Raw genomic sequence first — 26,352 nt, 5'->3', positions numbered from 1 at the left:
GTGTTGATTTAATGGGTGCATGACTGACGCCGAACGCCTCGCCCAGCTCGCTGACCAGGAGGAACGCCTCCAGTTCACGCAGTTCGACAACGAGACCGCGCTTGCTCTCGGCGCCCAGCTGCTGGCTGCCGCGCGGGACCGCGGGCTGCCGGTGACGATCTCCGTCCGCCGCAACGGCCAGCGCCTCTTCCACGCCGCACTGCCCGGGACGTCGGCCGACAACGACGCCTGGATCGAGCGCAAGAGCCGCGTCGTCGACCGCTACGGCCACAGCTCCTTCCTGGTCGGCAGCCAGTTCCGTGCGAAGGGCGGGACGTTCGAAAAGGACTCCCGCCTCGACCCCGACCTGTACGCGGCCCACGGCGGCGTGTTCCCGGTGCTGGTCCGCGGCGTCGGGCCGGTCGGCACGGTCGGCGTCTCCGGCCTCCCGCAGGCCGACGACCACGCGTTTGTCGTCGAACAGCTGGAACTGTTCCTCGCCTCCTGAAATTCTTCGAACGGGTTTGTCGATCCGGCGCCTGCCTCGGACGACGCGTCGGCGACAACCCCGATTCGAGGAGGCACCATGGCCGAACTGATCGTCACGACGTTCCTGTCCCTGGACGGCGTCTACCAGGGCCCCGGCGGCGTCGAGGAGGACACGTCGGGCGGCTTCGACCAGGGCGGCTGGGTGACGCCGTTCTACGAGGACGACATGGCCGCCTACGCCGCGGAGTGGCTCGGCCAGGCCGGCTCGCTCCTGATCGGCCGCCGGACCTACGACATCTTCGTCCAGTACTGGCCGAAGGCCACCGACCCGGACGACCCCATCGGGGTCGCCATGAACGACTTGCCGAAGTACGTCGTGTCCCGCACGCTGTCGAGTTCGGACTGGTCCGGCGTGTCCTTCGTGAACGGCGACGTCGTCGAGTTCGTCCGCGAGCTGAAGGCCCGGCCGGGCGGCGAGATCCAGGTCCACGGCAGCGGCGACCTGCTGCAGACCCTCATCGCGAACGACCTCGTCGACGAATACCGGCTCTGGTTCTACCCGGTTGTCCTGGGCAAGGGGCGCAAGCTGTTCCCGGAGGGCGTGGCGCCGAAGTCGTTCGCGCACGTCGAGACCCGCCAGACGTCGACGGGCGCCAACGTGCTGGTCCTGCGCCCGGCCGGCAAGCCCCGGCACGACACGTTCCAGCTGGTGACGGAGTAATTCCGTCGCGGCGCCGGACGCCGCTGGCTACCGTGGACGCATGCAGCGCGCCATGACGACGACGCCGGAGAGTGTCCCGGCGCGCTGAACGACGTTTCCAGCCCGGGGCGGTTGCCCCGGGCTTCGTCTTGTGGTCACCCGCCTCGCCGTCCCCGAGGAGTCCACAATGCACGATCACCGCAAGCTCGGCCGCGAGCTGGAGCTGTTCGGCTCCGACCCGCTGCTCGGCGCCGGCCTGCCGTACTGGCTGCCCGACGGCGCGATCGTCCGCCACAGCCTGGAGGAGTACGTCCGCGACGTCGAGCGCCGCGCGGGCTACCGGCACGTCCACTCGCCCGTGCTCGGCAAGCGCGAGCTGTACGAGCTCTCCGGGCACTGGTCCCACTACCGCGACGACATGTTCCCGCCCATGGACCTCGGCGGTGAGCAGGTCGTGCTGCGGCCGAGCCTGTGCCCGCACCACGCGCTGATCTACCGCTCGCGCGGGCGCAGTTACCGCGAGCTGCCACTGCGGCTCGCGGAGCTCGGCGGGATGTACCGCGCCGAACTGTCCGGCGTGCTCGGCGGGCTGAGCCGCGTGCGCGCGATCCAGCTGAACGATGCGCACGTCTTCTGCACCCTCGACCAGGTCGAAGACGAGGCCGCCGCCGCGTTGGCCCTGATCAGGCAGGCTTACGACGCTCTTGGCATCCGGCCGGCACGCTACCGGCTCTCACTCGCCGGGGACTCCGGGAAGTACGTCGGCAACGCCGAAAAGTGGGTTCGAGCGGCGAACATCCTGCGTTCGGTTCTCGATCGCGCCGGGCTCGCGTACGACGCCGTCGAGGGCGAAGCGGCCTTCTACGGACCGAAGATCGACGTCCAGGTCGTCGACAGCGCCGGCCGCGAATCGACCCTGTCCACCGTCCAGGTCGACTTCCACCAGCCGGAGCAGTTCGCGCTCGAGTACGTCGGCGCGGACGGCGCGAAACACCGGCCGGTGATGGTCCACCGCAGCATCATCGGCAGCATCGAGCGGGCGATGGCGCAGCTGATCGAGGTCCACGGCGGCGCGTTCCCGGCCTGGTTGGCGCCGGTGCAGCTCCGCCTTCTCCCCGTGTCCGACGCCGAACTGCCCTACGCGGACCGGATTCGGCACGACGACCTGCGCATCGAGGTGGTCGACGCGTCCCGGGGCAGCCTGGGCGCGCGGATCAGGGAGGGGCGGCTGGCGCCGTACCAGGCCGTGATCGGCCCTCGGGAGGTTTCGTCGGGCGGGCTTTCGGTGCGGCTGCGCGATGGGAGCCGGCTGGACGCCAGGCCCGTCGACGAAGTTCTCGCGTGGGTCGCCGGCGAGATCAGGAAACCGCTTCGGCCAGCCAATCCAGCGTCGGTGCCAGGCTTTCCGGAGCCGCCCAGCCGTTGACGATCGCGAGCAGCTCCAGATAGCGCGCGCGACGCGGATCCCGGGCGGCGGCCAGCCATGCGCGAAGCCGCCCGGGGTCCCGCCCGAGACCGTCGACGATCTCGGCGGCCTCCGGCGAGCCGGGCGCGACACCGGCGTCGACGGCGCTCCGGACCTCCGCGGTGAGGTCGCGGCGAAGGCCGCCCGGGTGGTCGTCCGCGAGCCGCCGCAGGACGCCGCGGAACTCCGCGTCCTGAGTCAGCTCCGCCAGCTCGATCCAGGCCTCGACCTGCACGGATTCTGGGTTGTCCGGCAGTTCGGGGGTCAGCGTGCGCGCGATGCCCGCGAGTTCGGGACGGCTGCCGAGGGCGTCCCGGAGGAAGCCGTCGACGAGCCGGCGACGCTCGGTGTCCGACAGCTGGGCCAACTGGTTCATCAGGCTTGTCTCCTCGGGTGTCGAACCACGCTCCGCGACGACGGTCAGGACACTGCGACGCAGCCGCAGCAGCCGGATCTGCACCGCGAGGGCGTCCGCGTGCCTCGCCGCAACGTCGGCGACGGTGACTTCGCCGTCGACGACCCGCCGGATCGTGGCGAGGTCCAGCCCCAGCTCGCGGAGGGTGCGGATCAGGTCGAGCCGGGCGAGCGCGGCCCCGTCGTAGAGCCGATGACCTGCGGAATTTCGCTCGGCCGGCGGCACGAGACCGCGATCGGAGTAGAACCGGACGGCCTTGACGGTCAGCCCCGTCCGCCGGGCCAGCTCGCCGATCGAGTAGCGCATGCGGCTCAGCCTGGCATCTCCTCCCAGGGGAGGCGCAAGACCGGTTTCACCTCATCGTGTCGATCACATGTTCGAACATCGGCGGTAAAGTCGATCACGTGGAAGCAACAGTCAGTGAGCGTGTGAACCCAGGAGCCGATGGCGAACGTTGCGGAGTTCGTCGCGGGAGACAACGGCATCGAGCAGATAGTGCTCGACGTCGAAACCATCGAGGGCCGCCAAGACGGCTTCTTGGGCCGTGGTGCCTCGCTTCGCGAGGGCCTCGACGACCGAACCTTGATCGTCGGTGCCCATCGCGGCGAACAGCGCCTTGAGGGCCTCGGCCGACATGTCGTAGTCCGCGGCGATCGCCCGGGGTTCGACGCCGGCCAGCGCGAGCAGCAGGAGCGTGATCAGCCCGGTCCGGTCTCGTCCGGCGCCGCAGTGGAACAGGACACCGCCGGGATCGGCGTGCGCGATCGCCTTGATGACGGCGGCGCAGCGGTCGGCTTTCCGCCGGAGGAAGAGGGGGTAGTAGAGCGGGGTGCCGTTGAGCCGGTCACGGTTGACGTGCTGCCAGAACTCGACGTCGTCGATGTCGTCGAGCGGTACTTCGAGCCGGTTGATGCCGGTCGGCGTGACCGGCGCCGCGGTGGGTACGGCGAACTGCGCCGATCCCGCCAGCGCCGTCAGCGATTCCGCGCCGGGCCGGATCTCGTCCTCATTGCGGAGGTCGACAACGGTGCGGACGCCGGCTTCGCGAGCTTGGGCCCAGCCCGAGTCCGTGACGAACCGAAGGTCCGCCGACCTGAAGAAGGCGCCGTAGCGGGTCGTCTCCCCAGAACTGGTCGGCAAGCCACCGAGGTCCCTGGTGTTGAAGAAGCCGTCCCAGGCCACCGCCCTGCTCATGGGTTCGAACACCTCAAGCTTCTTCGCGGATCCGGGTCACCAATTGTGTCGGATTCACGAACCGCAACGCCACGACAAGGAGGATCAGCATGGAACCCGTGTAGATGGTGGCCATCGCGTCGACCGACTGGTTGGCGCGAATTCCCGCGGCGAACACGGAGTTGTAGAGGGCCACGACGAGGGTCGTCGAGTCCGGGCCTGCCGTCAGGAACGTCAGCTCGAACATCCCGACCGTGCGCACCAGCACCAGGATCGACGCGGCCAGGATGCCCGGCAGCAGCAACGGCCCGAGGATTCTGGTGAACACCGACAGCGTGCGCGCGCCCGACATGCGCGCGGCCGCTTCGATCTTCGGGTCGATCTGCTCGATGAAGGGCGTCATCGTCAGCACGACGAACGGCACCGACGGCACCAGGTTCGCCAGGATGACCCCGGTCATCGAGCCGGCCAGGTGGAACTTGTAGAGCACCGTGGCCAGCGGGATGCCGTAGGTGATCGGCGGGATCAGGATCGGCAGCACGAACAGCAGCATCACCAAGCGCTTGCCGGGGAACGTCCGGCGGGCCAGTGCGTACGCGGCCGGGACGCCGACCGCCACCGACACCGCGATCACCACCAGGGCGACGATCGCCGTCGTGAGGAGGACGTCCGAGAGGCCGAACTCACGCCAGGCGTCGGCGTACCAGTGGGTGGTGAAACCGTCCGGGAGCCAGGTGCCGAACCACTGCACCCCGAACGAATCGACGACGACGGAAAGGACCACGCCGGCGAGGTTGACGAAGAAGAACGCAACGACGGCCCAGACGACCCAACGTCCGGGACGCGTGACCCAACCGGTCATCCCTTGCCTCCGGTCGCTCCGCGGTACAGCGTGCCGCGCCACGCCATGACCAGGCCGATCACGATCAGCATGAGCACCGCCATGATCATCGCGACGGCCGAGCCCATCGAGTAGTCGTACTCCTCGAACGCGGCGTGGTAGGCCGCGATCGAAATGACCCGGGTCTCGTTGGCCGGGTCGCCGACGAGCTGCGCCGACGGGAACACCGAGAACGCCATCACGAACGAAAGGCAGAAGGTGATCGCCAGGCCGGGCGCGAGCAGGGGCAGTGTGATCCGCCGGAAGCGCTGCACCCAGTTGGCGCCGAGCGTCGCGGCCGCCTTCTCCAAGGAGGGGTCGATGCCCGAGAGATAGGACAACGTCAGCAGGAACGAGAACGGGAAGCCGGTGATGATCAACGACAACACGACACCCGTGTAGTTGTGGACCAGCGGGAGCGGCTGGTCGGTGATCCCGACGGCGGTGAGCACCTTGTTCAGCCAGCCCGCCTCGCCGCCGTACATGATCAGGCCCTGCGCGGTGAGCACCGTGCCGAGCGTGATCGGGACGACCAGGATCGTCGTCAGGAGGCGCTTGCCCCGCACCCGGCCGCGCATGACGTAGGCGATCGGGATGCTGGCGAGCACGTTGACGAACGTCGCGGGCAGCGCGATGCCCAGCGTCGTCCAGATCGTGTCGCGCAGGTACGGGTCGCTGAAGAACCTGGCGTAGTTCGCGAAGACACCGCCCTGACGAGGGGTGAACGACAACTGGAGGCCGTAGAGGAACGGATACAGGAACAGGCACGCGGTGACCAGCAACCCGGGCACCAGGAGCAGCAACGCGCGGTCGATGCCCCGTTCGGCCAGGCGGTGGCGCAGCGCCGGGCGGGTCGTCGTCACGGCGGTCACGGCGCGAACACCAGGACCCGCTCGGCCGGGACACCGATCTTCGCCGGGTCGCCTGGCGCGAGGCGCTTGTCCGTGCGGAAGTAGACCGGTACCCCGTTCGGCAAGCGGGCCGAGACCGACAGCTCGCGGCCGTGGTACTCGACGATCTCGACCGTGACGTCGAGGGCGTTCTCGGTACCTTCGCCCACGACGAAGTCCTCGGGACGGATGGCGACCTTCGCCGGGCCGTCCGTGAGGTCGTCGCGGTTGGTGCCGCTCAGGCGGATGCCGTCACCTTCCACGGTGACCGGACCGGCAGCCGGGCCGGTGACCGTCAGGTCCAGGAGGTTGCGGTAGCCCATGAAGGACGCGACGTAGCTGTTCACCGGCTGGGCGTAGACCTCCTCGGGTGTGCCGATCTGCTGCACCGCGCCCTCGCGCAGCACCACCAGGCGGTCGGCGAGCGAGAGCGCCTCCTCCTGGTCGTGGGTGACGTAGACCGTGGTGAGGCCGAGTGTCTGGTGGAGGCGGCGGATCTCCATCCGCATCTCGAGGCGGAGCTTGGCGTCCAGGTTGGACAGCGGCTCGTCCATCAGGACGACCGCCGGTTCCAGCACCACGGCCCGGGCGATGGCGACGCGCTGCTGCTGGCCGCCGGACAGCTGGGCGGGGAACTTCGCCGCGTGCTCGGTGAGCTGCACCAGGCGAAGGGCTTCGTCGACCCGTCGGCGGGCGTCGGCGCGGGCGACCTTGCGCATCTTGAGGCCGAAGCCGACGTTCGCGCGGACGGACAGGTGCGGGAACAGCGCGTAGTTCTGGAACACCATCCCGAACCCGCGCTGCTCCGGTGGCCGGCCGTCGATGCGGGTGTCGTCGAGCCAGATGCTGCCGCCGGTCAGCGGCAGGAGGCCGGCCAGGCAGTTCAAGGCCGTCGACTTGCCGCAGCCGGACGGGCCCAGCAGGGCCACGAACTCGCCGCGGGTGATGGCGAGGTCGAGGCCGCGCAGGGCGTTCGCGGTGCCGAAGCTGCGCGAGACACCGTCCAGCCGAAGCTGCTCGAACGTCACTTCTTGCCGACCTTCGAGCCGCCGACCAGCTGGTTCCACTTGTCGAACGCCTTGACCTGCTGCTCGGCCGGCAGCGAGGTCTCCTTGGGGTACTGGGCGATCCACTGCTCGTACTCCGGGCGGCCGAACTGCTTGATCGTGTCCTGGCTCTTCTGCGGCGCCATCTGGAGGGTGACGTCCTTGACCGCCGGGCCGGGGTAGAAGTAGCCGTCGTCGTAGGCGATGGCCTGCTGGTCTGGCTTGAGCATCCACGCGATGAGCTGCAGGATCGCCGACTCCTGGTCACCCGAGAGTCCCTTGGGGATCAGGGCGTACTGGGCGTCGGTGACCCAGTGCATCGGCTGCATGATCGCGGTCTTGACCGTGTTCGGCACCGTGCCGAGCTTGCGCGGGTTGATGTCCCAGCCCGTGGTCGACATGACCATGTCGACCGAGCCGGAGGCGAGGTTCTTCATCGCCTCCGTGGTGCCGGACGGGTAGTACTTCACGTACTTGCCCAGCTCCTGCAGGAACGCCCAGGTCTTGTCCCAGCCCTTGTCCGGATCCTTCGGATCCTTGTCCCCGAGGAGGTACGGCAGCCCCATCAGGAAGGTCCGGCCCGGGCCGGAGTTCGACGGCTGGGCGTACTGGAACTTGTCCGGGTGCGCCTTCGCCCAGTCGAGCAGCTCCTGCGGTGATGCCGGCGGCGTGGCGGCCGCGGCCGGGTTGAACTCCAGCAGCGGGCCGGAGGGGTAGTAGACGACCTCGACGCCGTAGCCGTTGGCGAGGTCCTGCATCTTGGCCGCGGGCTCGAGGTAGTTCTGCATCAGGTTCGGGAACCGGCCGGCGAAGTCCGGGAGGATCTTCGCGAGGGTGCCGTTCGCGATGCCCGCGGAGAGGCCGTCGGTGCCGCTGAGGACCAGGTGGGTCTGGGCGACACCGCCGTCCTGCTCGGCCTTGAGCTTGCCCGCCATGCTCGGGGCGGGGGCCGTCGAATAGGTGACCTTGGAGAGCACTTCGGGGTGCGCGGCCTTGAAGTTCTCGATCATCTGCTTGGTGAGCTGCAGGTTGCCGGCGATGTCGAGGATGTTGAGCTCGACCGGTTTGCTCGGCTTGTCCGGCACGGCCTGGGGTGCCGCCGCCTGGCCGCCGTCGCCGCCGGGGGCGCCGCACGCCGTGAGGCCGGCGGCGAGGCTCACCACCAGCAGCGCTCGTCGGAATCGGAAGCCGCTGCGACCCTGCATGGCTGCTCCTTGCCCGTGATAATGTTGTATGTCGCATCATATATCAGATCGGACACGTCCTTGGCGAGCACTTTCGCTCCCTATCGGGCCGTCCGGGTAGACCGTGATCCGGAAGGGGCCCGATGACGTTCGAGCAGCAGAGGCGGCGGCTTTCCGGGGTGGTGGCCATCCCCGTCACGCCGTTCGACGCCGAGGGCGCCGTCGACGACCAGACCTACGCGAAGCTGGTCGACCGTCTGGTGACCAGCGGCATCGAGGTCGTGACGCCGAACGGGAACACCGGCGAGTTCTACGCGCTCGACGCAGGCGAGGCCCGGCAGTGTCTCGAGGTCACCGTCGAGGCCGTGGCCGGGCGGGCGAGTGTGCTCGCCGGGATCGGGCACGACGTCTCGTCGGCAACGCGGGCCGCGGCGCACGCGCGGGACGCCGGCGCGGACATGATCATGATCCACCAGCCGGTGCACCCGTACGTCTCCGGCGACGGCTGGGTCGACTACCACGCCTCGATCGCCGCCGCGGTGCCGGAACTCGGGGTGGTGCTCTACGTGCGCAACCCCGCCATCGGCGGTGAGCAGCTGCACGCCCTGGGCGTCGCGGCGCCGAACGTCATCGGGGTCAAGTACGCGGTGCCGGACCCGGTGCGCTTCGGTTCGGTCGCGCGGGACACCGGCTTCGAGCGGTTCGTGTGGATCGCCGGGCTGGCCGAGCTCTCCGCCCCCGGCTACTTCGCGGTGGGCGCCACGGGGTTCACGTCCGGGCTGGTGAACGTCGACCCGTCGATCTCGCTGGACATGTTCCGCTCACTGTCCACAGGGGACTATCCGGCGGCGATGACCGTCTGGGAACGGATCCGGCCTTTCGAAGAACTCCGTGCTGCCAACGGGAACGCGAACAACGTCAGCGTCGTCAAGGACGCGCTCGCTCAGCTGGGCCTGTGCCGCCCGGACGTCCGGCCACCCAGCCGGCTACTGACGGCGGCCGAACGGGAACGGCTCTTCGGCCTGCTCTCGTCCTGGGGGCTCTCGTGAAGATGGCGGCCCGTCGACGGGTCGGAAGCGCGGTGACGCCGAACCACAACTCGCCGACGAACCACCCTGTGACAGAGGCCTGCTCGGCTCGATCCTCGCTGTAGCAACCCAACTGGGCGCCCCGGGCGTCGCTCTGCGCGACTGCGGGCGGCTGCTCGCCGGCCGAACGGCTGGCACGGTTGCGATACGAGACGGGTTCGGGCCTGACAGGCTCCTGTCTCCAGCCGGAGCGATCCGGCCGGAAGGTCACGGGTGTGCGGTAAGTCACCGTAATCCCGATGTGGCTGACTGTACACCTGCTCGGCAACCTGCGGGGAATTGCCAATCCGGCGGTGGAGTGAGAGGCTTGCCTAAGGACGCGGTACCACCGCGACCAGGCCCCAGTGCCCTTTTCCCGGACCGGACCCGGACCCTGTCGGGGCCGGAAACCGTTGCTGGACAAGCCTTTACGACTTACCCAGAGCGGTTGTGCCGATGAGTGCCACCCAAGTTCCGGATACCCCTGTGTCCACTGGCAGCGACTTCGCCGAGCTGTCCCGGCTCGTCAAGGCCGCCGGACTCCTCCAGCGCCGTCGTCGGTACTACATCGCCCGGATCGCGTTGAACCTCGCCGCCTTCGGTGGCGGGTGGGTCGCGTTCGCCTACCTCGGCGACTCCTGGTGGCAGCTGTTCCTCGCCGCGTTCTTCGCGATGATGTTCGCGCAGCTTTCGTTCATCGGCCACGACGCCGGGCACAAGCAGATCTTCAGCAGCCGCAGGGCGAACGAAGCGACCGGGTTCGTCCACGGTGGACTCACCGGGCTCAGCTACGGCTGGTGGGTCGGCACGCATTCGCGCCACCACGCCAACCCGAACCACGAGGACGAAGACCCGGACGTCGACATCGCCGCGCTCGCGTTCAGCAAGGCGCAGAGCTCGCGCAAGCGCGGGTTCCTCCGCTGGATGGCGAAGTACCAGGCGTTCCTGTTCTTCCCGCTGCTGCTGCTCGAAGGCCTCAACCTGCACGTCTCGAGCGTGAAGGCGGTGCTGAACAAGGACATCCGCCGGCGCAAACTGGAGTCCGCGCTCCTGATCGCGCACCTGGTGGCCTACCTCGCAGCTGTGTTCATCGTGCTCTCGCCGCTGACCGGGATCATCTTCATCCTCGTGCACCAGTTCCTGTGGGGGCTGTACATGGGCTGCTCGTTCGCGCCCAACCACAAGGGCATGGAGATGCTCGAGAGCGGGCACAAGCTGGACTTCCTGCGCAAGCAGGTGCTCACCTCGCGCAACGTCCGCGGTGGGCCGGTCGTCGACTTCGCCCTCGGCGGGTTGAACTACCAGATCGAGCACCACTTGTTCCCGAGCATGCCGCGGCCGAACCTGAAGCACGCGCAGGTGATCGTCCGGGAGTTCTGCGCCCGGTACGGGATTTCCTACGCCGAGTGCGGCTGGGCCCGCTCCTACGGTTACGTGTTGCAGCACCTGCATGAGGCGGGCGAGCCGCTCCGGACGAAGAAGGTGATGGCGTGACAGCACCCGCGCCGGACGAAACCGAAGTGCCCCGCTCAGGCGAGCGTTGCCCGAGCTGCCCGCACCCCCTCGGCACCCACGACACGATCGCCCGCCGCTACTGCGCGGCCACGGCGGCCGGCCAGGGCACCGACCGCGGTTGCGTCTGCGGCAGCGCGCAGGACCACAAGGCCCGCTGAGCACGGACTGAGGTCTCGGCAGCAGCCCTGCCGCTCCGCACCAACGGCTATCCGCTTGGGGTGCGGCAAACAAACCGGATCGCGGTCGCGGCCGGACCGGCCTTCACCGGCCGACGGCCGAATCGCGACCCGGCCGAACCTGCCGCCCTCCGACCGGAATGCGACACCCGACCGGTCCCTCCGGACCGGATCACGACGCCCTCCGGCCCAGACCGCGACAGCCGAACCGGCGCCATCCAACCGGTTCACGACAGCCGAACCGGCGCCATTTAGCTCGGATCGCGACAACCGAACGGGCGCCCTCTGGCTCGGATCGCAACAACCAACCCGTTGCCATCCGACCTAGGTCACGACAGCCGAACCGGCGCCACCCAACCGGGTCACGACAGCCGAACCGGCGCCCCCTGGCTCGGATCGCAACAACCAAACCCGCTGCCATCCGACCTGCATCGCAACAACCAAACCAGCGCCACCCAACCAGGTCACGACAGCCGAACCGACGCCCTCCGGCTCGGATCGCAACAACCAACCCGTTGCCATCCGACCTAGGTCACGACAGCCGAACCGGCGCCATCCAACCAGATCGCTACAGCCGAACCGGCGCCCCTGGCTCGGATCGCAACAACCAACCGTTGCCATCCGACCTGGATCGCAACAACCAAACCAGCGCCACCCAACCAGGTCACGACAGCCGAAACCGAAGCCCTCCGGCCTCGATCACCACAGCCGGTTGGAGCCTCTCCGGCCGCGATCACTGCAGCCGACCAGGCTCCTCCGGCGTGACACACAACCGAACCCGAGCTCTCCGGCCTCGAACGAGACAGCCGAACTCGGGACCCTCGACCCCGGATCGCGACAGCCGAACCCGGCCTCCGCGCCAATCGCACCCAACCCGACCCATCCAATCGACCCACCGGACAGGATTCACCATGACCGCCCAGATCGAACCCACCAGTCGCTACCACCTTCGCGTCGAGCGCGTGAAGAAGATCGTCATGGAAGACACGAAGCTCAGCGACACCAAGGCGCTCGCGCTCGCCGTGCGGATGGTGCACGAGCTCGACACCGTCCCCGAGCCCGTGCGCTGAGTGTCAGGCCGGCAGGACCTCCGGCAGGCCGAACGCCGCGAACACTCCCGGGACGAACGTCGTCACCTCGGCGACCGAACCGTCCACGATGAGCAACGTGTTCAGGCCGAACGCGCGGAACGCACCGTCGTGGCGAAGGTACGTCGCCACGGCGGGGCCGCCGTTGGCCCGCACCTCACGCATCCGCAGCTCCATCGCGTCCGGCCCGTGCAGCACCGGCGCCCAGCCCGCCAGCACCGTCGCGCGGCCGCCGTACCAAGCCGGTTCCGGCCCGTCGTGGCCGCCGGCGCCCGGCTGGTGGCTGCAGCGGACGTCGTCGCGCAGGACCGCCGCGATGGCCTGGTCGTCGCCCGCCGTGATCGCCGCCATGTAGCGGGAGACCACCGCGCGCTCGTCGCCGCTCGACTCGACGCGCCACTCCGTGCGCCGCGACGGCAGTTGCTCCTTCAACTCCGCCCGCGCCCGCTGAAGCGAGCTGTTCACCGAGGCCGGAGTCGTCTCCAAGGTCGTCGCTGTCTCCTTCGCCGTCCAGCCGACGACGTCGCGGAGGATCAGCACCGCGCGTTGCCGCGGCGAGAGGTACTGGACCGCCGCGAGGAACGCCAGCTCGACCGTCTCGCGCGCGACCGCCGCGTCGAGCAGGTCGTCCGGGCAGGGCTGCAGCCACGGCACCGCGGCCGCGGGCCGGGGCGCCAGGTGCGAGCCGGAGGCCACCGGCAGGTCGACGGACGGCACCACCCGCGGCGTACGGGCGAGGAAGTCGAGGCACGTGTTGGTCGCGATCCTGTAGAGCCACGCCCGCACGCTCGCCCGCCCGGCGTACTGCTCGCGGGCGCGCCACGCACGCAGGAACGTCTCCTGGACCAGGTCCTCGGCCTCGTCGACCGACCCCAGCAGCCGGTAACAGTGCACCTGCAGCTCACGCCGGTGCGCCTCGGCCAGGTCAGCGAACTCCATCTCGGTAGTCACCATGCCCTATGTGACGGCGACCGCCACCCGAAGTCAGCTCTTCGCAGGTCAGCCGGGGTGTGGCCGAGGTTACTCGCGCGTTAAAAACTCGTCAGCGGGAGCGGGGAACCCGTCAGGACGGCATCGGCGGCCGGCCTGCGGAGCCCGCCGAAGGGTTGTCCTGGGGGAGTCCGATCCGCCGCGATGCCCGGAGGCACCCGTGACGCTCAGCGAGCTTCTTCCCAGCCTCGGCTGTGAAGCCGCCGACCACCTCGAGCCAGGAGTCTGGCCGCGAAGCACCCGACTCGGCGAAGACGGCGAGCTGCTCCTCGCCGGCGCGAAGGTCAGCCACCTCGCCGCCCGCTTCGGGACGCCGGCCTACCTCATCGACGAGCAGCAGGTCCGCGACACCGCGCGCGAGTACCGGCAGGCGCTGCCGGACGTCGAAGTCGCGTACGCGAGCAAGGCGCTGTGCACGCGGTCCGTGCTGCGCTGGGTGGCCGAAGAGGGGTTGTCGCTCGACACCTGCTCCGCGGGTGAGATCGCGGTCGCCCGCGGGATCGGCTTCCCGGCGGAACGGATGCTGTTGCACGGCAACGCGAAGACGCCCGAAGACCTCAAAGCCGCGCTCGAGTACGGCGTCCGGCGGATCGTCGTCGACTCGCTCGACGAGATCGAGCAGCTCGGCGCGCTCGCGCACGGCGCGCAGCAGGTGATGATCCGCGTGACGCCGGGGGTCGCGGCCGGCGCGCACGCGGCGATCAGCACGGGCACCGAGGGCCAGAAGTTCGGCTTCTCGCTGCTCGACGGCGTCCCGGACAACGTCGACGCCGCTGTGAAGGCCGTCCTGGCCCAGCCGGGCCTGCGGCTCGCCGGCCTGCACTGCCACATCGGCTCGCAGGTCTCCCGCGTCGACCGGTACGAGGCGGCCGCGCGGCGGATGGCCGAGGTGCTCGTCCGGATCCGCGACGTCCACGGCGTCACGCTGCGGGAGCTCGATCTCGGCGGCGGGCACGCGGTGCCCTACGTCGGCGGTGAGCCCGCGTTCGACCTGGGCGGCTACTCGCGACGCCTGCGCGTGGCGCTGGGGTACGAGTGCACGGCGCACGGCTTTCCCTTGCCGCGCTTGACGATCGAGCCGGGCCGGGCGATCGTCGGACCGGCCGGGATCACGGTCTACCGCGTGTGCGCGGTCAAGCGCGGCAGCCGCACGTTCGTCGCGGTCGACGGCGGGATGAGCGACAACGCACGCCCGTCCCTCTACGGCGCGCGCTACACGACCCGTCTGGTCGGACGGCATTCGAAGGAAAAGCGCACCCCGATGACCGTCGTCGGCCGGCACTGCGAATCCGGTGACGTCCTCGCCGACGGCATCCTCCTGCCCGGTGACCTGCACGCCGGTGACCTGCTGGCCGTGCCGTGCACCGGCGCGTACCACCACTCGCTGGCCTCGAACTACAACCAGGTCGGCCGCCCGCCGCTGGTCGGCGTGAAGGACGGCGTCGCGACGCTGCTCGTGCGCCGCGAGACCGAGGAGGACCTCAGCCGACGGGATCTCGGGTAACGATGACGTCGCCGCCGCGCGGCACCAGACCGCGCGGCAGGCGGCGGCCGGCGAAGAACTCGCGGCACGCCCGGTGCACCGCGAACATCAGCGGCACCCCCAGCACGATCGACACCACGCCGATCACGGCGACCCCGCCGACGCCGAACACCGTCGTCTCGCCGGCGTCCGGCCGCGCGTACTCGACCAGCGCGAGCACCAGCACGGCCAGGAAGAACACCCCGCCGACGAACGGCAACAGCCCGCGCAGCAGGAAGTTCCGCACGCTCGCGAAGAGCGTCCGGCGGAACACCCAGACACACGCGAGCGCGGTCATCGTGTACTCGATGGCGATGGTCAGCCCGACGGCGTCGACGCTGTCCGAGAGCACGTTGTCGCTCACCAGCGCGAGCAGCACGTACACCGCGAGCGACACCAGCCCGAACGCCCAGGTGGCCACCGACGGCGTCCGGAACCGGGGGTGCACGCGGCCGAAGACCCGCGGCAGCGCGCCGTGGCTGGCCATCGACAACGTCGTGCGCGCGGCGGGCATGATCGTCGCCTGGCTGGTCGCCGCGCCGCTGGTCAGCACCGAGACGATCAGCAGCACGCCCAGCACCTTCCCGGTGGTGCCGTCCCCGAACACGGCGCCACCCAGCCCGGCCAGGACGTCGTCGGAGTTCGCCTCGTTGCCCAGCCCGACGCCGTCCGAGCCGACGCCCGCGAAGGCGAGCGCCGCGACCGTGACGAGCAGGTAGTTCAGCACCAGCAACACCGTCGAGAGCACCGCCGCGCGGCCCGGCGCGTGGCGCGGGTCGGCCGACTCCTCGTTGACCGAGAGCGAGCTTTCCCAGCCCCAGTAGATGAAGACGGCCAAGAGCACCGCCGAAACAGCAGTGCCGACGCCGACCCCGCCGGGCCACAACCAGTCGAGCCGTGGCACCGAGGCCTGCGGTCCCGCGGTGCCGTCGAAGACGCGGACCAGCGCGACGACCGAGAACAACACCAGCACCGCCAGTTCGACACCGAGCAGCATCCACTGCGCCCGCGCGGACACCTCGATGCCGCGATGGCACAGCCAGCACAACGCGAGCAGCCAGGCGGCACCGATCGCCGTCGTCACCCACCGGTTCTCCGCGACATCGGACGCACCGAACAGCAGCAGTGTGTACCGGCCGGTGAGCGCGGACTGGCTGCTCATCACGAGCAGCTGGGCGACCGTGACGACCCAGCCGGTGAACCACCCGGCGTGGGCCCCGAACGCGCGGGTCGCCCACGTGAAGTTGGTGCCACAGTCGGGTTCCGCGCTGTTCAGCTCCCGGAACGCGAACGCGACGAACAGCACCGGGACGAAGGAGAGCAGGACGAACGCGGCCGCCTTGAAACCGGTACCGGCGAGCACGATCAGCCCGAGCGTCGCCGCGATCGAGTACGCCGGGGCCGTCGACGACATCCCGATGACCATCGACGAAACCATGCCCAGCGCACCGCTGCGCAGCCCTTTCTCCGTGACGGCGGGCGCGGGACGGCCGCCCAGGGCCGCGGCCTCCGGCATGTGCTGGTCCTCCTGGAGTTCCGGTTCGGTGACGACGAGCCGCCAGACGGTACCCGGCGGCGGCCCGCGAGCGCCCCCGGCTGTGCGCGGGCGCACAGATGAGCCTCGGATTGGCTTGTGATTTTCCTCCGGGGCCACCGATTCCTCGGCTGATCGCGACGTGCACGCCGGATCACGTGAAGCTGCTCCGGGACTCTCGCTTTCTGGTCAGGTCTCGATACGCTGCGCACTTGACAAATCACATGCCGAAACACAGGGAGGGACGGCATGGGTGACGAATCACGTGCGCGAGGACTGGACAATACGGACAGATCGTTGATCGCTCTGCTCCAGCAGGACGGCCGGGCCTCGTTCACCGCTCTCGCCAAAGCGGTCGGCCTTTCGGAGGGTGCCGTCCGCCAGCGGGTGCAGCGGCTGCTGCGCGACGACCTGATGCAGATCGTCGCGGTGACCGATCCCGCCAACGTCGATCTGACGCGGCAGGCGATGGTCGGGATCAGCGTCGACGGCGCGGATCCCCGTGCGGTGGCGGAGAAGTTGTCCGAACTGCCGAACGTGCACTACGTCGTGCTCTGCGCCGGACGCTACGACCTGCTGGCCGAACTCGTCTGCCGGGACGACGACCACATGCTCGAAGTACTGGGTGAGGAGATCCGGAAGATCCCGGGCGTCTCCGGCACCGAGTTGTTCGTGTACCTGAAGCTGGCCAAGCAGAACTACGCCTGGGGCCGGCTGACGGCGTAGCGGGCCGGGGTGACGGGCCGAGACCCCGCCCGCCACCCCGGCCGGCTACAGGAAGCGGCGGTGGCCCGCGGAGACCGGCACGCCGGCTTCGACGAGCCCGCTCAGCGCCGCCGGCAGTGACTCCCGGTGGAGCACCCCGAGGCGCTGCGTGGCGCGCGTGAGCGCAACGTACAGCTCCGCGGCGCCGCGCGGACCCTCGGCCAGGATCCGTTCCGGTTCGACGACGAGGACGGCGTCGAACTCCAGGCCCTTGGCCGCCGACGGTGGGATCGCGCCCGGCACGCCCGCCGGGCCGATCACGACGCTGGTGCCTTCACGGTCGGCTTCGTCACGTTCGAATTCGTCGATGGCCGCCTGCAAGTCGCCGTCCGCAACATGTCTGGACCACGGCCGGACCCCGCACGCCCGGACCGATTCCGGCGCCCGCGCGTCCGGGGCGAACTCGGCGAGCAGCGTGCCGGCGACGGTCATGATCTCCGCCGGGGTCCGGTAGTTCACCGTCAGTTCGCGGTACTGCCAGCGGTCGCGGACGTACGGCGCGAGCACGGGCGCCCACGCCGTCGCCCCGGCCGCCGACCGCCGCTGCGCGAGGTCGCCGACGATCGTGAACGACCGGCTCGGACACCGCCGCATCAGCACCCGCCAGTCCATTTCGGACAGTTCCTGCGCCTCGTCGACGACGACGTGCCCGTACGTCCAGTCGCGGTCGTCGACCGCGCGCTCGGCGAGGTCACGGGTGTCGCGCTCGGCGAACCGGTCGGCGAGGTCCTCGGCGTAGAGCAGGTCGGTGGCGACCAGCTGGACGTCCTCGTCCAGTTCCTCGCGGTCCAGCTTCAGGAGGTCCATGACCTCGCCGGCGTACTCGGCGTCCTCCTCCGCCTGCTGCTTCGCGGCGGCGCGTTCGGCGGCGTCGTCCCGGCCGAGCAGGTCGGCCAGCTCGTCGAGCAACGGCACGTCCGAGACCGTCCAGGCCGCGCCGTCGACGCGGAACAACGACGGGTCGGCCCCGGCGGCCTCGAGCCGTCGCGGTGACAGGTACAGCGGCGCCAGCAGCGTCTCCGGCGTCAGCGACGGCCACAACGCGTCGAGCGCGGCCGTGAGTTCTTCGTGTTCCGCCAGCTCTTCGCGGACGTCGGCGCGGAGGTTGGCCCACGCGCCCTGGTCCTCCCGGCTCAGCCAGCCCTTGCCGATCACCGCCACGGCCCGCTCGGCGAGGAGCCGGACGACGACCTCGCGGAACACCGGGCGAGCCTCGTTGTGCGGCAGCTCCGTCCGCCGCGCCTCGAGCCTGGCCTCGCCGGCGACGTCGTCGTCGAGCGCCACCGTGACGTCGGCCAGCTCGATCGGCACCGGCTCGTCGGGCACCTTCTGCCGGTCGGCGACCGCCGCCGCGAGGACGCCGAGGATCTTCAGCGAGCCCTTGAGTTTCGCCACCTCGGGCCGGTCCTCGGCGGTGACACGCAGGCCGGGCACGAGCCCGCCGGCCGTCGTGAAGACGACGTCCGACTCGCCGAGCGACGGCAGCACCCGGCCGATGTGGTCCAGGAACACCGGACTCGGCCCGACCACCAGCACGCCGCTGCGCGACATCCGCTCACGCTGGGTGTAGAGCAGGTAGGCCACCCGGTGCAGCGCGACGGCGGTCTTGCCGGTGCCCGGCCCGCCTTCGACGACCAGCACCCCCGCGTGGCCGAGCCGGATGATCTCGTCCTGCTCGGTCTGGATGGTCGCGACGATGTCGCGCATGCCCTCGCCGCGCGGGGCGTTGACGGCCGCCAGCAGGGCCGCGTCACCGCGCTCGTGGTCGCCGGGCCGGCCGAACACCTCGTCCGTGAAGTCGACGACCCGGCGGCCCATCGTGTGGAACTGACGTCGCCGCCGCATGTTTTCCGGGGTCGCCGCGGTGGCGACGTAGAAGGCGCGCGACGCCGGCGCCCGCCAATCCAGCAGAAGCGGTTCGCAGTCGTTTTCGCCGTCGAAGATCCCGATCCGGCCGATGTAACTCCGTTCGCCGGAAAGGGCGTCCAGCCTGCCGAAGCAAAGCCCGTTGTCGACGACGTTCAGCCGGGCCGTCTCACGCGCCCGGACGCGCACGTCGGCGTCCCGATCCACCAGCGCGATGCCGGTTTCCCCCAGTGCGGCGCGAAAGCGGCCCGCCGCCTGCTCGCGCTCACGGTCGAGACGCGTGTACAGCTCGGCTGTGTACGCGCGCTCGGACCGCAATTCCTCGTCGTACCCCTGATTTGACAAGTTCCCCTCACAGCGGTTAGACTGACAACACATTCGGCGGGTTCTCCTATTCTTTTCGGAGAGCACGTCGATTTTTTATTGTCCACCCGCTGTCAAGAGCGCCATCCGGTACTGTCTCGACGCATGAGCGGTCCACGGGTGTTCCGGTTGATCCAGCCCGTCGACGACATCGAGACGGCGGTGGCGTTCTACGGCCGCGTCCTCGGCGACGCCGGTGAGCGGATCGCGCTCAACCGGCACTACTTCACCTGCGGCAGCGTGGTCCTCGCCTGCGTCGAGGCACCGCTCGAACGCCGGGAACCGCGGCCCGACAAGGATCCGCGGATCGTCTACCTGGCGGTCGACGACGTCGAAGCGACGTTCGAGCAGGTACGGGCCGCCGGGCCGCGGTGGATCGACGACGGCATCGCGACCCAGTTCTGGGGCGAACGCTCCTTCTACGCCGACGACCCGTTCGGCAACCCGCTCTGCTTCGTCCAGGAGGACACGCTCTACTTGGGCGGTCCCGTCGGCTGAGCGTCTTCCAGCGGGTCGTCGTCGGTCGGGTGCAGCCGGAACGGGATGACGAACCAGAGCACGCCGAAGATCAGCAGCGTGACCACCGCGACGACGATCATCGCCGGCTCGCCGTAGACGACCTTCGCGATGAGCGCGACGGTCGACGTGATCGCCAGAGCCAGGCAGACGAGCCCGACCAGCACGAACCGGTTGCCGACGGTCAGGATCCGCTCACGGCTGCCCGTGCGGAACAGCAGCCGGTGCCACGCCGCGGGCGCGGTCAGCAGGGCCGTCGCCGCCACCGAGAGCATCACCGCGGTCAGGTGCAGCGACTTCTCGAACCCGCTGGCGTTGTGGAACCGGTCGGTGAACACGACCGACAGCAGGAAGCCGAAGAGGATCTGCACGCCGGCCTGCGCCACCCGCAGCTCCTGCAGCAGCTCGCCGACGTTGCGCGTCAGCTGCTGGTTGCGGGTTTCCCCGGTGTGTTCGGGCACGGGAAAACGATACGCGGACTCGTGGTCGCCCACGCTCTGGGAAACGCCTCACTCGTTCGCGTGACGATCATGGCGTGGCCCCGGACCGGCCCAGTCAGATGGTCACCATGCGCCTTCTCCCCTCCGTCGTCCTGGCGGCCGTCGCCGCCCTTCTCACCCCCGGCGTCGCCGCCGCCTCGTCACCCGTGCACACCGCCACCGCGCACGGCACGTTCGCCGCGTACGCCCCCAGCGCACACGCGGTGACCTACCGCCCCGACCTCGTCCCGGCCGGTGCCCGGGCCCACGTGTTCAGCCTTTCGGCCGCGCGGACGACGACTTCCCTCGTCGTGACCGGCTTGCTCCCGAGCCACACCTACGGCGCCCACGCGCACGCGCAACCGTGCGGCGCCACCGGCGACGCCGCCGGGCCGCACTTCCAGCACGTGCCGGATCCGGTGAAGCCGTCCGTCGACCCGGCCTACGCGAATCCCCGCAACGAGATCTGGCTCGACTTCACCACCGACCGGCTCGGCACCGGCTTCGCACTGTCCACTGTGGATTGGACCTTCGGGCCACGGCGAGCGCGTTCGGTGGTGGTCCACGAAACCCACACGCACACCGATCCCGGCCACGCGGGCACCGCCGGCGCCCGCCTCGCCTGCCTGGACGTCTCCTTCTAGAACCCCCAGGTGCGCTCGGGCACCACGCGGATGCGGACGGAGTACTCGGCGTCGAACGCGTCCGGCGTCTTGAAACCGATGCTCTCGTAGTGGGAGCCGTACTTGTCGAGGTACCCGGGCGCTTCCGAGGCCTTGCCCTCCTCGATCCGCGCTTTCCCGGTGACGACGAGGATCGAGCCACCGTGCTCGTCGCTGTTCAGGTTCAGCGTGACCTCGGGGTTCGCCTCGATGTGCCGCAGTTTCGCGGTGCCGGGCTGGCTGAACACGAGGATGTCGTCACCGTCGAGGACGAACCAGACCGGCCGTGGCGCCGGCCGCCCCTTCGGTGTCACGGTGGTCAGCCAGCCGATCGGTTCGCCGGCTCGGTCGGCGAGTTTCGGTGCCATGTCCGCGTTACCCCCTGTGGGTCGGTGTTGTGATCCACGTAACCACGAGGCACCGACAATTTCTTCCCGTGATCACCGTGAGGCGACGCGCCGCGCGTACCGCGACCCGGCCGCCAGCAGCACCAGCCCGGCGCCGAGGAACGCGCCGACCCGGGCGAGGCCGTCCAGAGCGGAAAGGTCGAACAGCACCAGCTTCAGCACCGCGACACCGACCAGCACGAGCCCGATCACGCGCAGCGCCACGAGGTCGATCCCGCGCAGCAGCAGGACGAGCGCGGCGACCGTCCAGGACACCGTGATCAGCGCGTGGCCGAGCAGGAAGCCGGTGCGGCCGGGGACCGCCAGCATCGACCCGCTCAGCACGACCCCGCCGGCGCCGTACAGCGCGGCGACCCCGGCCAGCAGCCACACGGGCAGGTCGTCCGCCGGTCCCTTGAAGATCTCCAGCCGCGACGCCGCCCAGGGCAGCGTGACCGAAACGGCGAGGATCAGCACGGACACCGCGAGCGCGCCGGCCAGTTCCGCAGCCGAGTGCGGCCGGGCGACGATCAGCAGCGCGGGCGTGACGTCGAAGAACACGCCGATCAGGCCGCCGAGGGCGGCGAAGGCCAGTGAGGCGCCGAGCGCGACCCGGTTGCGCCCGCCGAGCGCGGCCACGACCAGCAGCAGCGCCTCACCCAGCAGCACCCCGGCGCGGGCCGGGCCGTCGAACTGGGTGACCGTCGCCTGCAGGATCGCCAGCAGCCCGGCGATCCCGGCGAGCTGCCCGGCGAGCCCGGACCAGAAGCGGCGCGCGGCCCACACGGCGAGCAGGACGGCACCCGCCCCGGCCGCGACCGGCACGGCCTGGACCTTCGGCAGCGCCAGCGCGGCGACCAGCGTCGGCACCACGGCCGTCGCCAGCACGGACAGCGCGGCGGGGTCGTTCTCCCGGCGGCGCAAGACGATCAGAGCGAGCGCGACGCCGACGACGGAGGTACCGGCGGCCGCGGCGGTGTTCGCCCAGCTGCCGCCGGAGCCCTCGACGACGGTGGCGATCACGGACGCGAACAGCGGCGGGATCCCGGCGGCCAGCGTCAGCGACGACCAGTCGCGGCGCAGCTGCACCGGCGTCGTCGCGAGCTGGACCATCAGCAGGAAGGTGACCAGTTCCGGGGTGAAGCCGCCGGTGATCATCGGCGCGCACACGACACAGCCGATGACCACGGCCGACGCCAGCAGCGGCGACTCCCAGCGCACGGCCACGAGCAGCCCGCCGACGGTGATGGCCAGCCCGATCGCGAGGCCGGCGAGCACCGGCAGGTACTCGTACAGCGACGTCGCCGCGACGGCGTCCAGGTAGAGCGTCGCGATGCCGGTGGCGGCCAGCGCGAACGCGCCCGTGCGGCCGGCGGGCTTGCGGTGCAGCCACACGCCGGTGCCGGTCAGCGCCAGCCCGAACGCGGCGCCGACGAGCACCCGCGGCAGCGGGCCGAGCCAGCCCCGCTGCACGGCCAGGACCAAGAGCAGGACGACACCCAGCAGCGTCACGCCACCACCGACCCAGGCCAGGACGCGGCTGCCCGCACCCTCCTTGCCGAGCTTCTCGCCCAGCGTCTGACGCGGAACGGGCTGGTACGGCGGCCGCGGCGGGAAGTACTGCTGCTGCGGCTGGGGCGGCTGCCACTGGTACTGCGGCGGCCACGGCGGCGGCATCTGCGGGTGCCGGACCTGCTGCTGCGGGTGCTGGGCCTGCTGCTGAGGCGGCACGGCCTGCGGCTGCGACTGCTGGGTCTGCGACTGAGGCGGCACGGCCTGCGGCTGCTGCTGGCCCTGCCACTGTGGCGGGACAGCCTGCTGCGGCTGCGGTGCCTGGTGTGGCGGTGGTGTCGGCTGCTCAGCCTGCTTCGGCGCTCCAGCTCCCTTCGGCGCTCCAGCTCCCTTCAGCGCTTCGGCTTGCTTCGGCCCTTCGACGGCCTGCGGCGCTTCCGCCCCCTTCGGGGCTTCGGCCTGCTTCGGCCCTTCGGTTTGCTTCGATGCTTCAGTTTGCTTCGGCGCTTCGGTTTGCTTCGGCGCTTCAGTTTGCTTCGGCGCTTCAGCCGCCTTCGGCGCTTCAGCCTGCTTCGGCCGCACCTCGCCCTCGGCGGTCCGCAGTTCGGAACCCACCAGTGCGAGCCGACGCCCCAGGTCGTCGATCTCGCCGGCGAGCCGGAGGAGCACATTCGCTTCGGTGGTCATACCGGACAGGGTCACGCACCGGCGCCCACCTGCGGATCCGTAGCACTACTCAATCCGTGGTCACGTCCTGGTCGCGGCCACCACCTCGTCCATCGTCCCCATGATCGAGACGGTTTCGTCGAGCGGCATGTGCGGGCTCTCGAGCTCGCCGGCGGCCAGGCGCAGCGCCACCTCGTCGGCCTGGTGCCGCAGGCCGCGGCCCTCGTCGACGTACTCGAAGCGGCTCCGGTCACCCTCGCGCGGGATGAGCGTGAACGACGCGGGCGCGTAGAACGGGCCTTCGATCTCGATCCGCGCGTCCGTGCCGACGATCGTCGCCGTCGTCGGGGAAACCGCGCGCAACGTGCAGGTCAGCACGGCCTGCGCGCCGCCGGCGTAGCCGAACAGCATCGACGTCTGCGCGTCGACGCCGGTGAACGCCGGCGCGGCCGTGCTGATGACGCGGTCCGGCGTGCCGAGCACCATCGACGCGAACGAAACCGGGTAGATCCCCAGGTCGAGCAGGGCGCCACCGCCCAGCTCCGGGGCGAACAGGCGGAAGGCCGGGTCCTCGGCGAACCACTGCCCGTGGTCGGCGGTGACCGTGACGACGTCGCCGAGCCGCGGCAGCAGCTCCCGGACGTGCCGGATGTGCGGCAGGAAGCGCGTCCACATCGCCTCCATCAAGAAGAGCCCGCGCTCCCGCGCCAGCGCGACGAGGTCGCGCGCCTCCTCGGCGTTCATCGTGAACGGCTTTTCGACGAGCACGGCCTTACCCGCCTCGAGCGCGAGCCGGGCGTTGCCGTGGTGCATCGGGTGCGGCGTCGCGACGTAGACGACATCGATGTCAGGGTCGTCGGCGAGCGCTTCGTAGCTGCTGTGCCGGGTTTCGATGCCGAACCGGTCGGCGAAGGCGTCCGCGCTCCCGGCGGTCCGCGACCCGACCGCGGCGACGACACCGGAGTCGGTCAGCTTCAGGTCTTCCGCGAAGGCCGCGGCGATCCCGCCGGTGCCCATGATTCCCCAGCGCAGGGGTGTGGTCGTCATGCCACCGACTCTAGGCGCTCCGGCCACTTCGGCGAACGGCCGAGCAGCGCGACGACGCGGTCCAAACCGGACAGTTCCGCGCCGTCGACCGCCGGTCCGAAGGCCGCGCCGGGAACGAGCCGGGACTGTCCACCCGGGACGGATTCGGTGATGCGCGACGCGGCGTCGAGGACGTCCTGGTCGAAGTGGACCGGCAGGCCGAGGGTGCGTGCGACGTCCCAGGAGTGCACGACGTAGTCGACGAAGTGGAAGCCGAGCACCTGCTCCGGCGGGAACGTGATCTCGGTGCTGAACTCCGGCAGCGGCAGCTCGTCGCGGTCGATGGCCGCGAAGGCGTCCAAGACCCGCTCCACCGAGTCGCGGTAGGTGGCGACCGGGTCGTCGCCGAGGGAGACCAGCTTCCAGTGGGCGAGGTCGCCGTCACCGCGCGCCGACGCGGCGAAGCCGAGGTTCTGGGTGGTCATGTGGGCCACCAGGCCGTAGAGGGTCCACGCCTCGCACGGCGTCGCCTTGCTGAAGTCGGCCGGCGTGCTGCGGGCGACGAGGTCGAGGCTGGTCCGGGTGGCGATGGCGTCCAGTTCATTGATAAGCATACGCATATCGTCTACGCATGCTTATCATCTGTCAAGCGGCTAGGGTCGGCGCATGGCGGAGCGACCGGACCTCGCGGCGATGCTCGGCGGACTGGTGCGCACGCTGGTCGCGCTGGAGACGCCGGTGCTCGAGGAGCAGCGGCTGAGCATGTGGGGATACGTCGTGCTCAGCGCCCTCGACGACGGCCCGGTGCGCACCCAGGCCGCGCTCGCCCAGGCGATCGGCGCGGACAAGACGCGGATCATCGGCACGCTCGACGAGCTGCAGGACGCGGGCCTGATCAGCCGCGAGCCGGACCCGGCCGACCGCCGCGTCCGCCTGCTGGAGATCACCGCGGCGGGCCGGGAACGACGGCGGGCCGCGCAGGACCGGATCCAGGCGCGGGAAGAGAAGCTGCTGGCCAAGCTGCCCGCGGCCGACCGCGAAGCGTTCCTCCGCGCGGCGCGGATGCTCGCGGAGTAACCGCCGTCAGGGCTTGCGGGCGACAACCCCGGCGATGAGCCGCTGCGCGGAGTTGAGCGGCTTGAGGCTCGGGCCGTCCGGCCACCAGTTCGCGAGCAGCACGATGCCGGGGTCGACGATCTCCAGGCCGGGCAGCAGTTCCTCGATCTCCTGCTCGGTGCGCGCGGTGGCGCCGCCGAGGGAACCGCTCGCGACGGCCCGCTGGAAAGCGGTCACCGTGTCGTGGTCACCGCCATCGCCGGGGTCGAACAGGTGCGAAATGGCGACGTACGAACCCGCGGGCAGCGCCTCGACGTACTCGCGCATGATCTCGGCCGGGCGGTGCCGGTCACCCTTGTGGTGGTGCAGCGTGGCCACGAACATCAGGGCGATCGGCCGCCGCCAGTCGAGGTGCTCCCGCACGAGGTCGTGGCCGAGGATGGTCTCGGGCTCGAAGATGTCGCCGCTGATGAACCGGGTCCGGTCGTTCTCCTCCAGCAGGGCGTGGCCGTGCGCGACGACGACCGGGTCGTTGTCGACGTAGACGACCTTGGAGAGCTTCTCGACGCGCTGGACGACCTGGTGCACGTTCTCCGTCGTCGGCAGGCCCGACCCGCAGTCGAGGTACTGGTCGACGCCGGCGCGTTCGGCGAGGAAGCGGCAGACGCGGACCAGGTACCGGCGGTTCTCGAGGGCCAGGTCCGCGACCTCGGGCAGCACGCGCTGCAGCCGCACCAGCTCGTCCCGGTCGACCTGGTAGTGGTCCTTCCCGCCGAGCACGAAGTCGTACATCCGCGCGATGCTGGCCCGGGTCGGATCCACCCCGACCGGCGCGTTCGTCACCCTGTGTCTCGCCTCCACCTCCCGAACACGTGGCGTCCACGAAAACCGTTCACGGGGATCCGACTCCGGCCCCTGGTCGACGTGATCGACAGCACAGGT

At 70.2% G+C, this 26,352-nt stretch carries 27 protein-coding genes; 12 read left to right on the top strand and 15 right to left on the bottom strand.

Annotation, left to right across the window (positions count from 1 at the left end):
- The first annotated feature begins 19 nt into the window (after nt 1–19).
- The 3 genes from ACIOD2_RS38650 to thrS all read left to right on the top strand — a co-directional run bounded on the left by ACIOD2_RS38650 (nt 20) and on the right by thrS (nt 2,594).
- Nucleotides 20–487 carry a heme-degrading domain-containing protein gene (locus tag ACIOD2_RS38650; RefSeq protein WP_400549791.1) on the top strand — a complete coding sequence of 156 codons (468 nt, stop codon included), beginning with the start codon at nt 20–22 and terminating at the stop codon, nt 485–487.
- A gap of 78 nt (nt 488–565) precedes the next feature.
- Nucleotides 566–1,189: a dihydrofolate reductase family protein gene (locus tag ACIOD2_RS38645; RefSeq protein WP_400549789.1), complete on the top strand. Its 624-nt coding sequence runs from the start codon at nt 566–568 to the stop codon at nt 1,187–1,189.
- Between the two features lie 166 nt (nt 1,190–1,355).
- Complete coding sequence (thrS, locus tag ACIOD2_RS38640; protein WP_400549787.1) at nt 1,356–2,594, top strand: threonine--tRNA ligase; 1,239 nt, start codon at nt 1,356–1,358, stop codon at nt 2,592–2,594.
- On the opposite strand, the gene ACIOD2_RS38635 is transcribed toward thrS, so the two are convergent.
- The 6 genes from ACIOD2_RS38635 to ACIOD2_RS38610 all read right to left on the bottom strand — a co-directional run bounded on the left by ACIOD2_RS38635 (nt 2,527) and on the right by ACIOD2_RS38610 (nt 8,242).
- The gene (locus tag ACIOD2_RS38635) at nt 2,527–3,354 is read right to left on the bottom strand and encodes a MerR family transcriptional regulator (protein WP_400549785.1); all 828 of its coding nucleotides are present in this window, start codon (nt 3,352–3,354) and stop codon (nt 2,527–2,529) included. The genes thrS and ACIOD2_RS38635 overlap by 68 nt on opposite strands.
- A gap of 111 nt (nt 3,355–3,465) precedes the next feature.
- Entirely contained in the window at nt 3,466–4,242 is a 777-nt protein-coding gene (locus tag ACIOD2_RS38630; RefSeq protein ID WP_400549783.1) for a tyrosine-protein phosphatase, read from the bottom strand.
- A 13-nt stretch (nt 4,243–4,255) separates the two neighbouring features.
- On the bottom strand, nt 4,256–5,083 hold the full coding sequence (locus tag ACIOD2_RS38625; RefSeq protein WP_400549781.1) for an ABC transporter permease: 828 nt from the start codon (nt 5,081–5,083) through the stop codon (nt 4,256–4,258).
- Nucleotides 5,080–5,973, bottom strand: a complete 894-nt coding sequence (locus ACIOD2_RS38620; RefSeq protein ID WP_400549779.1) for an ABC transporter permease — start codon at nt 5,971–5,973, stop codon at nt 5,080–5,082. Before ACIOD2_RS38620 ends, ACIOD2_RS38625 begins: the two co-directional genes overlap by 4 nt.
- Nucleotides 5,970–7,019: an ABC transporter ATP-binding protein gene (locus ACIOD2_RS38615; RefSeq protein WP_400549777.1), complete on the bottom strand. Its 1,050-nt coding sequence runs from the start codon at nt 7,017–7,019 to the stop codon at nt 5,970–5,972. Before ACIOD2_RS38615 ends, ACIOD2_RS38620 begins: the two co-directional genes overlap by 4 nt.
- A complete protein-coding gene (locus ACIOD2_RS38610) occupies nt 7,016–8,242 on the bottom strand; it encodes an extracellular solute-binding protein (RefSeq protein WP_400549775.1) in 1,227 nt (408 codons plus the stop codon). Before ACIOD2_RS38610 ends, ACIOD2_RS38615 begins: the two co-directional genes overlap by 4 nt.
- 122 nt (nt 8,243–8,364) lie before the next feature.
- Between ACIOD2_RS38610 and ACIOD2_RS38605 the strand changes: the two genes are divergently transcribed.
- The 4 genes from ACIOD2_RS38605 to ACIOD2_RS38590 all read left to right on the top strand — a co-directional run bounded on the left by ACIOD2_RS38605 (nt 8,365) and on the right by ACIOD2_RS38590 (nt 12,049).
- The gene (locus tag ACIOD2_RS38605; protein WP_400549773.1) at nt 8,365–9,270 is read left to right on the top strand and encodes a dihydrodipicolinate synthase family protein; all 906 of its coding nucleotides are present in this window, start codon (nt 8,365–8,367) and stop codon (nt 9,268–9,270) included.
- A gap of 474 nt (nt 9,271–9,744) precedes the next feature.
- Nucleotides 9,745–10,782: a fatty acid desaturase family protein gene (locus ACIOD2_RS38600; RefSeq protein WP_400549771.1), complete on the top strand. Its 1,038-nt coding sequence runs from the start codon at nt 9,745–9,747 to the stop codon at nt 10,780–10,782.
- On the top strand, nt 10,779–10,961 hold the full coding sequence (locus tag ACIOD2_RS38595; protein WP_323324636.1) for an RGCVC family protein: 183 nt from the start codon (nt 10,779–10,781) through the stop codon (nt 10,959–10,961). Before ACIOD2_RS38600 ends, ACIOD2_RS38595 begins: the two co-directional genes overlap by 4 nt.
- 929 nt (nt 10,962–11,890) lie before the next feature.
- The gene (locus tag ACIOD2_RS38590; RefSeq protein ID WP_323324637.1) at nt 11,891–12,049 is read left to right on the top strand and encodes a DUF6307 family protein; all 159 of its coding nucleotides are present in this window, start codon (nt 11,891–11,893) and stop codon (nt 12,047–12,049) included.
- A gap of 3 nt (nt 12,050–12,052) precedes the next feature.
- On the opposite strand, the gene ACIOD2_RS38585 is transcribed toward ACIOD2_RS38590, so the two are convergent.
- A complete protein-coding gene (locus ACIOD2_RS38585) occupies nt 12,053–13,006 on the bottom strand; it encodes an RNA polymerase subunit sigma-70 (RefSeq protein WP_400549768.1) in 954 nt (317 codons plus the stop codon).
- 211 nt (nt 13,007–13,217) lie between these two features.
- Between ACIOD2_RS38585 and lysA the strand changes: the two genes are divergently transcribed.
- Nucleotides 13,218–14,561 carry a diaminopimelate decarboxylase gene (gene lysA, locus ACIOD2_RS38580; RefSeq protein WP_400549766.1) on the top strand — a complete coding sequence of 448 codons (1,344 nt, stop codon included), beginning with the start codon at nt 13,218–13,220 and terminating at the stop codon, nt 14,559–14,561.
- Here lysA and ACIOD2_RS38575 read toward each other — a convergent pair.
- Entirely contained in the window at nt 14,539–16,191 is a 1,653-nt protein-coding gene (locus tag ACIOD2_RS38575) for an APC family permease (RefSeq protein ID WP_400549764.1), read from the bottom strand. The two genes, lysA and ACIOD2_RS38575, sit on opposite strands and share 23 nt — an antisense overlap.
- A 171-nt stretch (nt 16,192–16,362) precedes the next feature.
- Between ACIOD2_RS38575 and ACIOD2_RS38570 the strand changes: the two genes are divergently transcribed.
- Nucleotides 16,363–16,839 carry an Lrp/AsnC family transcriptional regulator gene (locus tag ACIOD2_RS38570; protein WP_323324640.1) on the top strand — a complete coding sequence of 159 codons (477 nt, stop codon included), beginning with the start codon at nt 16,363–16,365 and terminating at the stop codon, nt 16,837–16,839.
- Nucleotides 16,840–16,884: 45 nt separating this feature from the next.
- Here ACIOD2_RS38570 and helR read toward each other — a convergent pair whose 3' ends face one another.
- Entirely contained in the window at nt 16,885–19,089 is a 2,205-nt protein-coding gene (gene helR / locus ACIOD2_RS38565) for an RNA polymerase recycling motor ATPase HelR (RefSeq protein ID WP_400549762.1), read from the bottom strand.
- A gap of 123 nt (nt 19,090–19,212) precedes the next feature.
- Between helR and ACIOD2_RS38560 the strand changes: the two genes are divergently transcribed.
- Nucleotides 19,213–19,605 (top strand): VOC family protein, encoded by a 393-nt coding sequence (locus ACIOD2_RS38560; RefSeq protein ID WP_323324642.1) that lies wholly within the window; start codon nt 19,213–19,215, stop codon nt 19,603–19,605.
- Here the strand turns inward: ACIOD2_RS38560 and ACIOD2_RS38555 are convergent.
- Nucleotides 19,581–20,084: a DUF6328 family protein gene (locus ACIOD2_RS38555; protein ID WP_400549759.1), complete on the bottom strand. Its 504-nt coding sequence runs from the start codon at nt 20,082–20,084 to the stop codon at nt 19,581–19,583. The genes ACIOD2_RS38560 and ACIOD2_RS38555 overlap by 25 nt on opposite strands.
- A 107-nt stretch (nt 20,085–20,191) precedes the next feature.
- On the opposite strand from ACIOD2_RS38555, the gene ACIOD2_RS38550 reads away from it, so the two are divergent.
- Nucleotides 20,192–20,746, top strand: coding sequence for a superoxide dismutase (locus tag ACIOD2_RS38550; RefSeq protein WP_400549757.1), 555 nt, complete (start codon nt 20,192–20,194; stop codon nt 20,744–20,746).
- Here the strand turns inward: ACIOD2_RS38550 and ACIOD2_RS38545 are convergent.
- From ACIOD2_RS38545 to ACIOD2_RS38530, 4 genes are all read right to left on the bottom strand, one after another.
- On the bottom strand, nt 20,743–21,132 hold the full coding sequence (locus ACIOD2_RS38545; RefSeq protein WP_400549755.1) for a TIGR03667 family PPOX class F420-dependent oxidoreductase: 390 nt from the start codon (nt 21,130–21,132) through the stop codon (nt 20,743–20,745). The genes ACIOD2_RS38550 and ACIOD2_RS38545 overlap by 4 nt on opposite strands.
- Nucleotides 21,133–21,204: 72 nt before the next feature.
- A complete protein-coding gene (locus ACIOD2_RS38540) occupies nt 21,205–23,349 on the bottom strand; it encodes a DUF2339 domain-containing protein (protein WP_400549753.1) in 2,145 nt (714 codons plus the stop codon).
- A 60-nt stretch (nt 23,350–23,409) separates the two neighbouring features.
- Nucleotides 23,410–24,375: a Gfo/Idh/MocA family protein gene (locus ACIOD2_RS38535; protein ID WP_400549751.1), complete on the bottom strand. Its 966-nt coding sequence runs from the start codon at nt 24,373–24,375 to the stop codon at nt 23,410–23,412.
- Nucleotides 24,372–24,968 (bottom strand): TIGR03086 family metal-binding protein, encoded by a 597-nt coding sequence (locus tag ACIOD2_RS38530; protein WP_400549749.1) that lies wholly within the window; start codon nt 24,966–24,968, stop codon nt 24,372–24,374. Before ACIOD2_RS38530 ends, ACIOD2_RS38535 begins: the two co-directional genes overlap by 4 nt.
- A gap of 52 nt (nt 24,969–25,020) precedes the next feature.
- Between ACIOD2_RS38530 and ACIOD2_RS38525 the strand changes: the two genes are divergently transcribed.
- Complete coding sequence (locus ACIOD2_RS38525; RefSeq protein WP_400549747.1) at nt 25,021–25,431, top strand: MarR family winged helix-turn-helix transcriptional regulator; 411 nt, start codon at nt 25,021–25,023, stop codon at nt 25,429–25,431.
- Nucleotides 25,432–25,437: 6 nt separating this feature from the next.
- Here ACIOD2_RS38525 and ACIOD2_RS38520 read toward each other — a convergent pair whose 3' ends face one another.
- The gene (locus tag ACIOD2_RS38520; protein ID WP_400549745.1) at nt 25,438–26,253 is read right to left on the bottom strand and encodes an SAM-dependent methyltransferase; all 816 of its coding nucleotides are present in this window, start codon (nt 26,251–26,253) and stop codon (nt 25,438–25,440) included.
- Nucleotides 26,254–26,352 lie beyond the last annotated feature (99 nt).

Origin of the sequence: Amycolatopsis sp. NPDC088138 (genome assembly GCF_044741685.1) — a bacterium.
Taxonomy (GTDB): Bacteria; Actinomycetota; Actinomycetes; order Mycobacteriales; family Pseudonocardiaceae; genus Amycolatopsis.
Note: the sequence above shows the minus strand (reverse complement) of the source record. Positions and strands in the feature narration are given on the sequence as shown.

Coding starts and splice junctions, on each gene's coding strand:
- ACIOD2_RS38650 (WP_400549791.1), top strand. CDS start 20: ATGACTGACGCCGAACGCCTCGCCCAGCTCGCTGACCAGGAGGAACGC.
- ACIOD2_RS38645 (WP_400549789.1), top strand. CDS start 566: ATGGCCGAACTGATCGTCACGACGTTCCTGTCCCTGGACGGCGTCTAC.
- thrS (WP_400549787.1), top strand. CDS start 1,356: ATGCACGATCACCGCAAGCTCGGCCGCGAGCTGGAGCTGTTCGGCTCC.
- ACIOD2_RS38635 (WP_400549785.1), bottom strand. CDS start 3,354: ATGCGCTACTCGATCGGCGAGCTGGCCCGGCGGACGGGGCTGACCGTC.
- ACIOD2_RS38630 (WP_400549783.1), bottom strand. CDS start 4,242: ATGAGCAGGGCGGTGGCCTGGGACGGCTTCTTCAACACCAGGGACCTC.
- ACIOD2_RS38625 (WP_400549781.1), bottom strand. CDS start 5,083: ATGACCGGTTGGGTCACGCGTCCCGGACGTTGGGTCGTCTGGGCCGTC.
- ACIOD2_RS38610 (WP_400549775.1), bottom strand. CDS start 8,242: ATGCAGGGTCGCAGCGGCTTCCGATTCCGACGAGCGCTGCTGGTGGTG.
- ACIOD2_RS38605 (WP_400549773.1), top strand. CDS start 8,365: ATGACGTTCGAGCAGCAGAGGCGGCGGCTTTCCGGGGTGGTGGCCATC.
- ACIOD2_RS38600 (WP_400549771.1), top strand. CDS start 9,745: ATGAGTGCCACCCAAGTTCCGGATACCCCTGTGTCCACTGGCAGCGAC.
- ACIOD2_RS38590 (WP_323324637.1), top strand. CDS start 11,891: ATGACCGCCCAGATCGAACCCACCAGTCGCTACCACCTTCGCGTCGAG.
- ACIOD2_RS38585 (WP_400549768.1), bottom strand. CDS start 13,006: ATGGAGTTCGCTGACCTGGCCGAGGCGCACCGGCGTGAGCTGCAGGTG.
- ACIOD2_RS38570 (WP_323324640.1), top strand. CDS start 16,363: ATGGGTGACGAATCACGTGCGCGAGGACTGGACAATACGGACAGATCG.
- ACIOD2_RS38560 (WP_323324642.1), top strand. CDS start 19,213: ATGAGCGGTCCACGGGTGTTCCGGTTGATCCAGCCCGTCGACGACATC.
- ACIOD2_RS38550 (WP_400549757.1), top strand. CDS start 20,192: ATGCGCCTTCTCCCCTCCGTCGTCCTGGCGGCCGTCGCCGCCCTTCTC.
- ACIOD2_RS38545 (WP_400549755.1), bottom strand. CDS start 21,132: ATGGCACCGAAACTCGCCGACCGAGCCGGCGAACCGATCGGCTGGCTG.
- ACIOD2_RS38540 (WP_400549753.1), bottom strand. CDS start 23,349: ATGACCACCGAAGCGAATGTGCTCCTCCGGCTCGCCGGCGAGATCGAC.
- ACIOD2_RS38535 (WP_400549751.1), bottom strand. CDS start 24,375: ATGACGACCACACCCCTGCGCTGGGGAATCATGGGCACCGGCGGGATC.
- ACIOD2_RS38530 (WP_400549749.1), bottom strand. CDS start 24,968: ATGCTTATCAATGAACTGGACGCCATCGCCACCCGGACCAGCCTCGAC.
- ACIOD2_RS38525 (WP_400549747.1), top strand. CDS start 25,021: ATGGCGGAGCGACCGGACCTCGCGGCGATGCTCGGCGGACTGGTGCGC.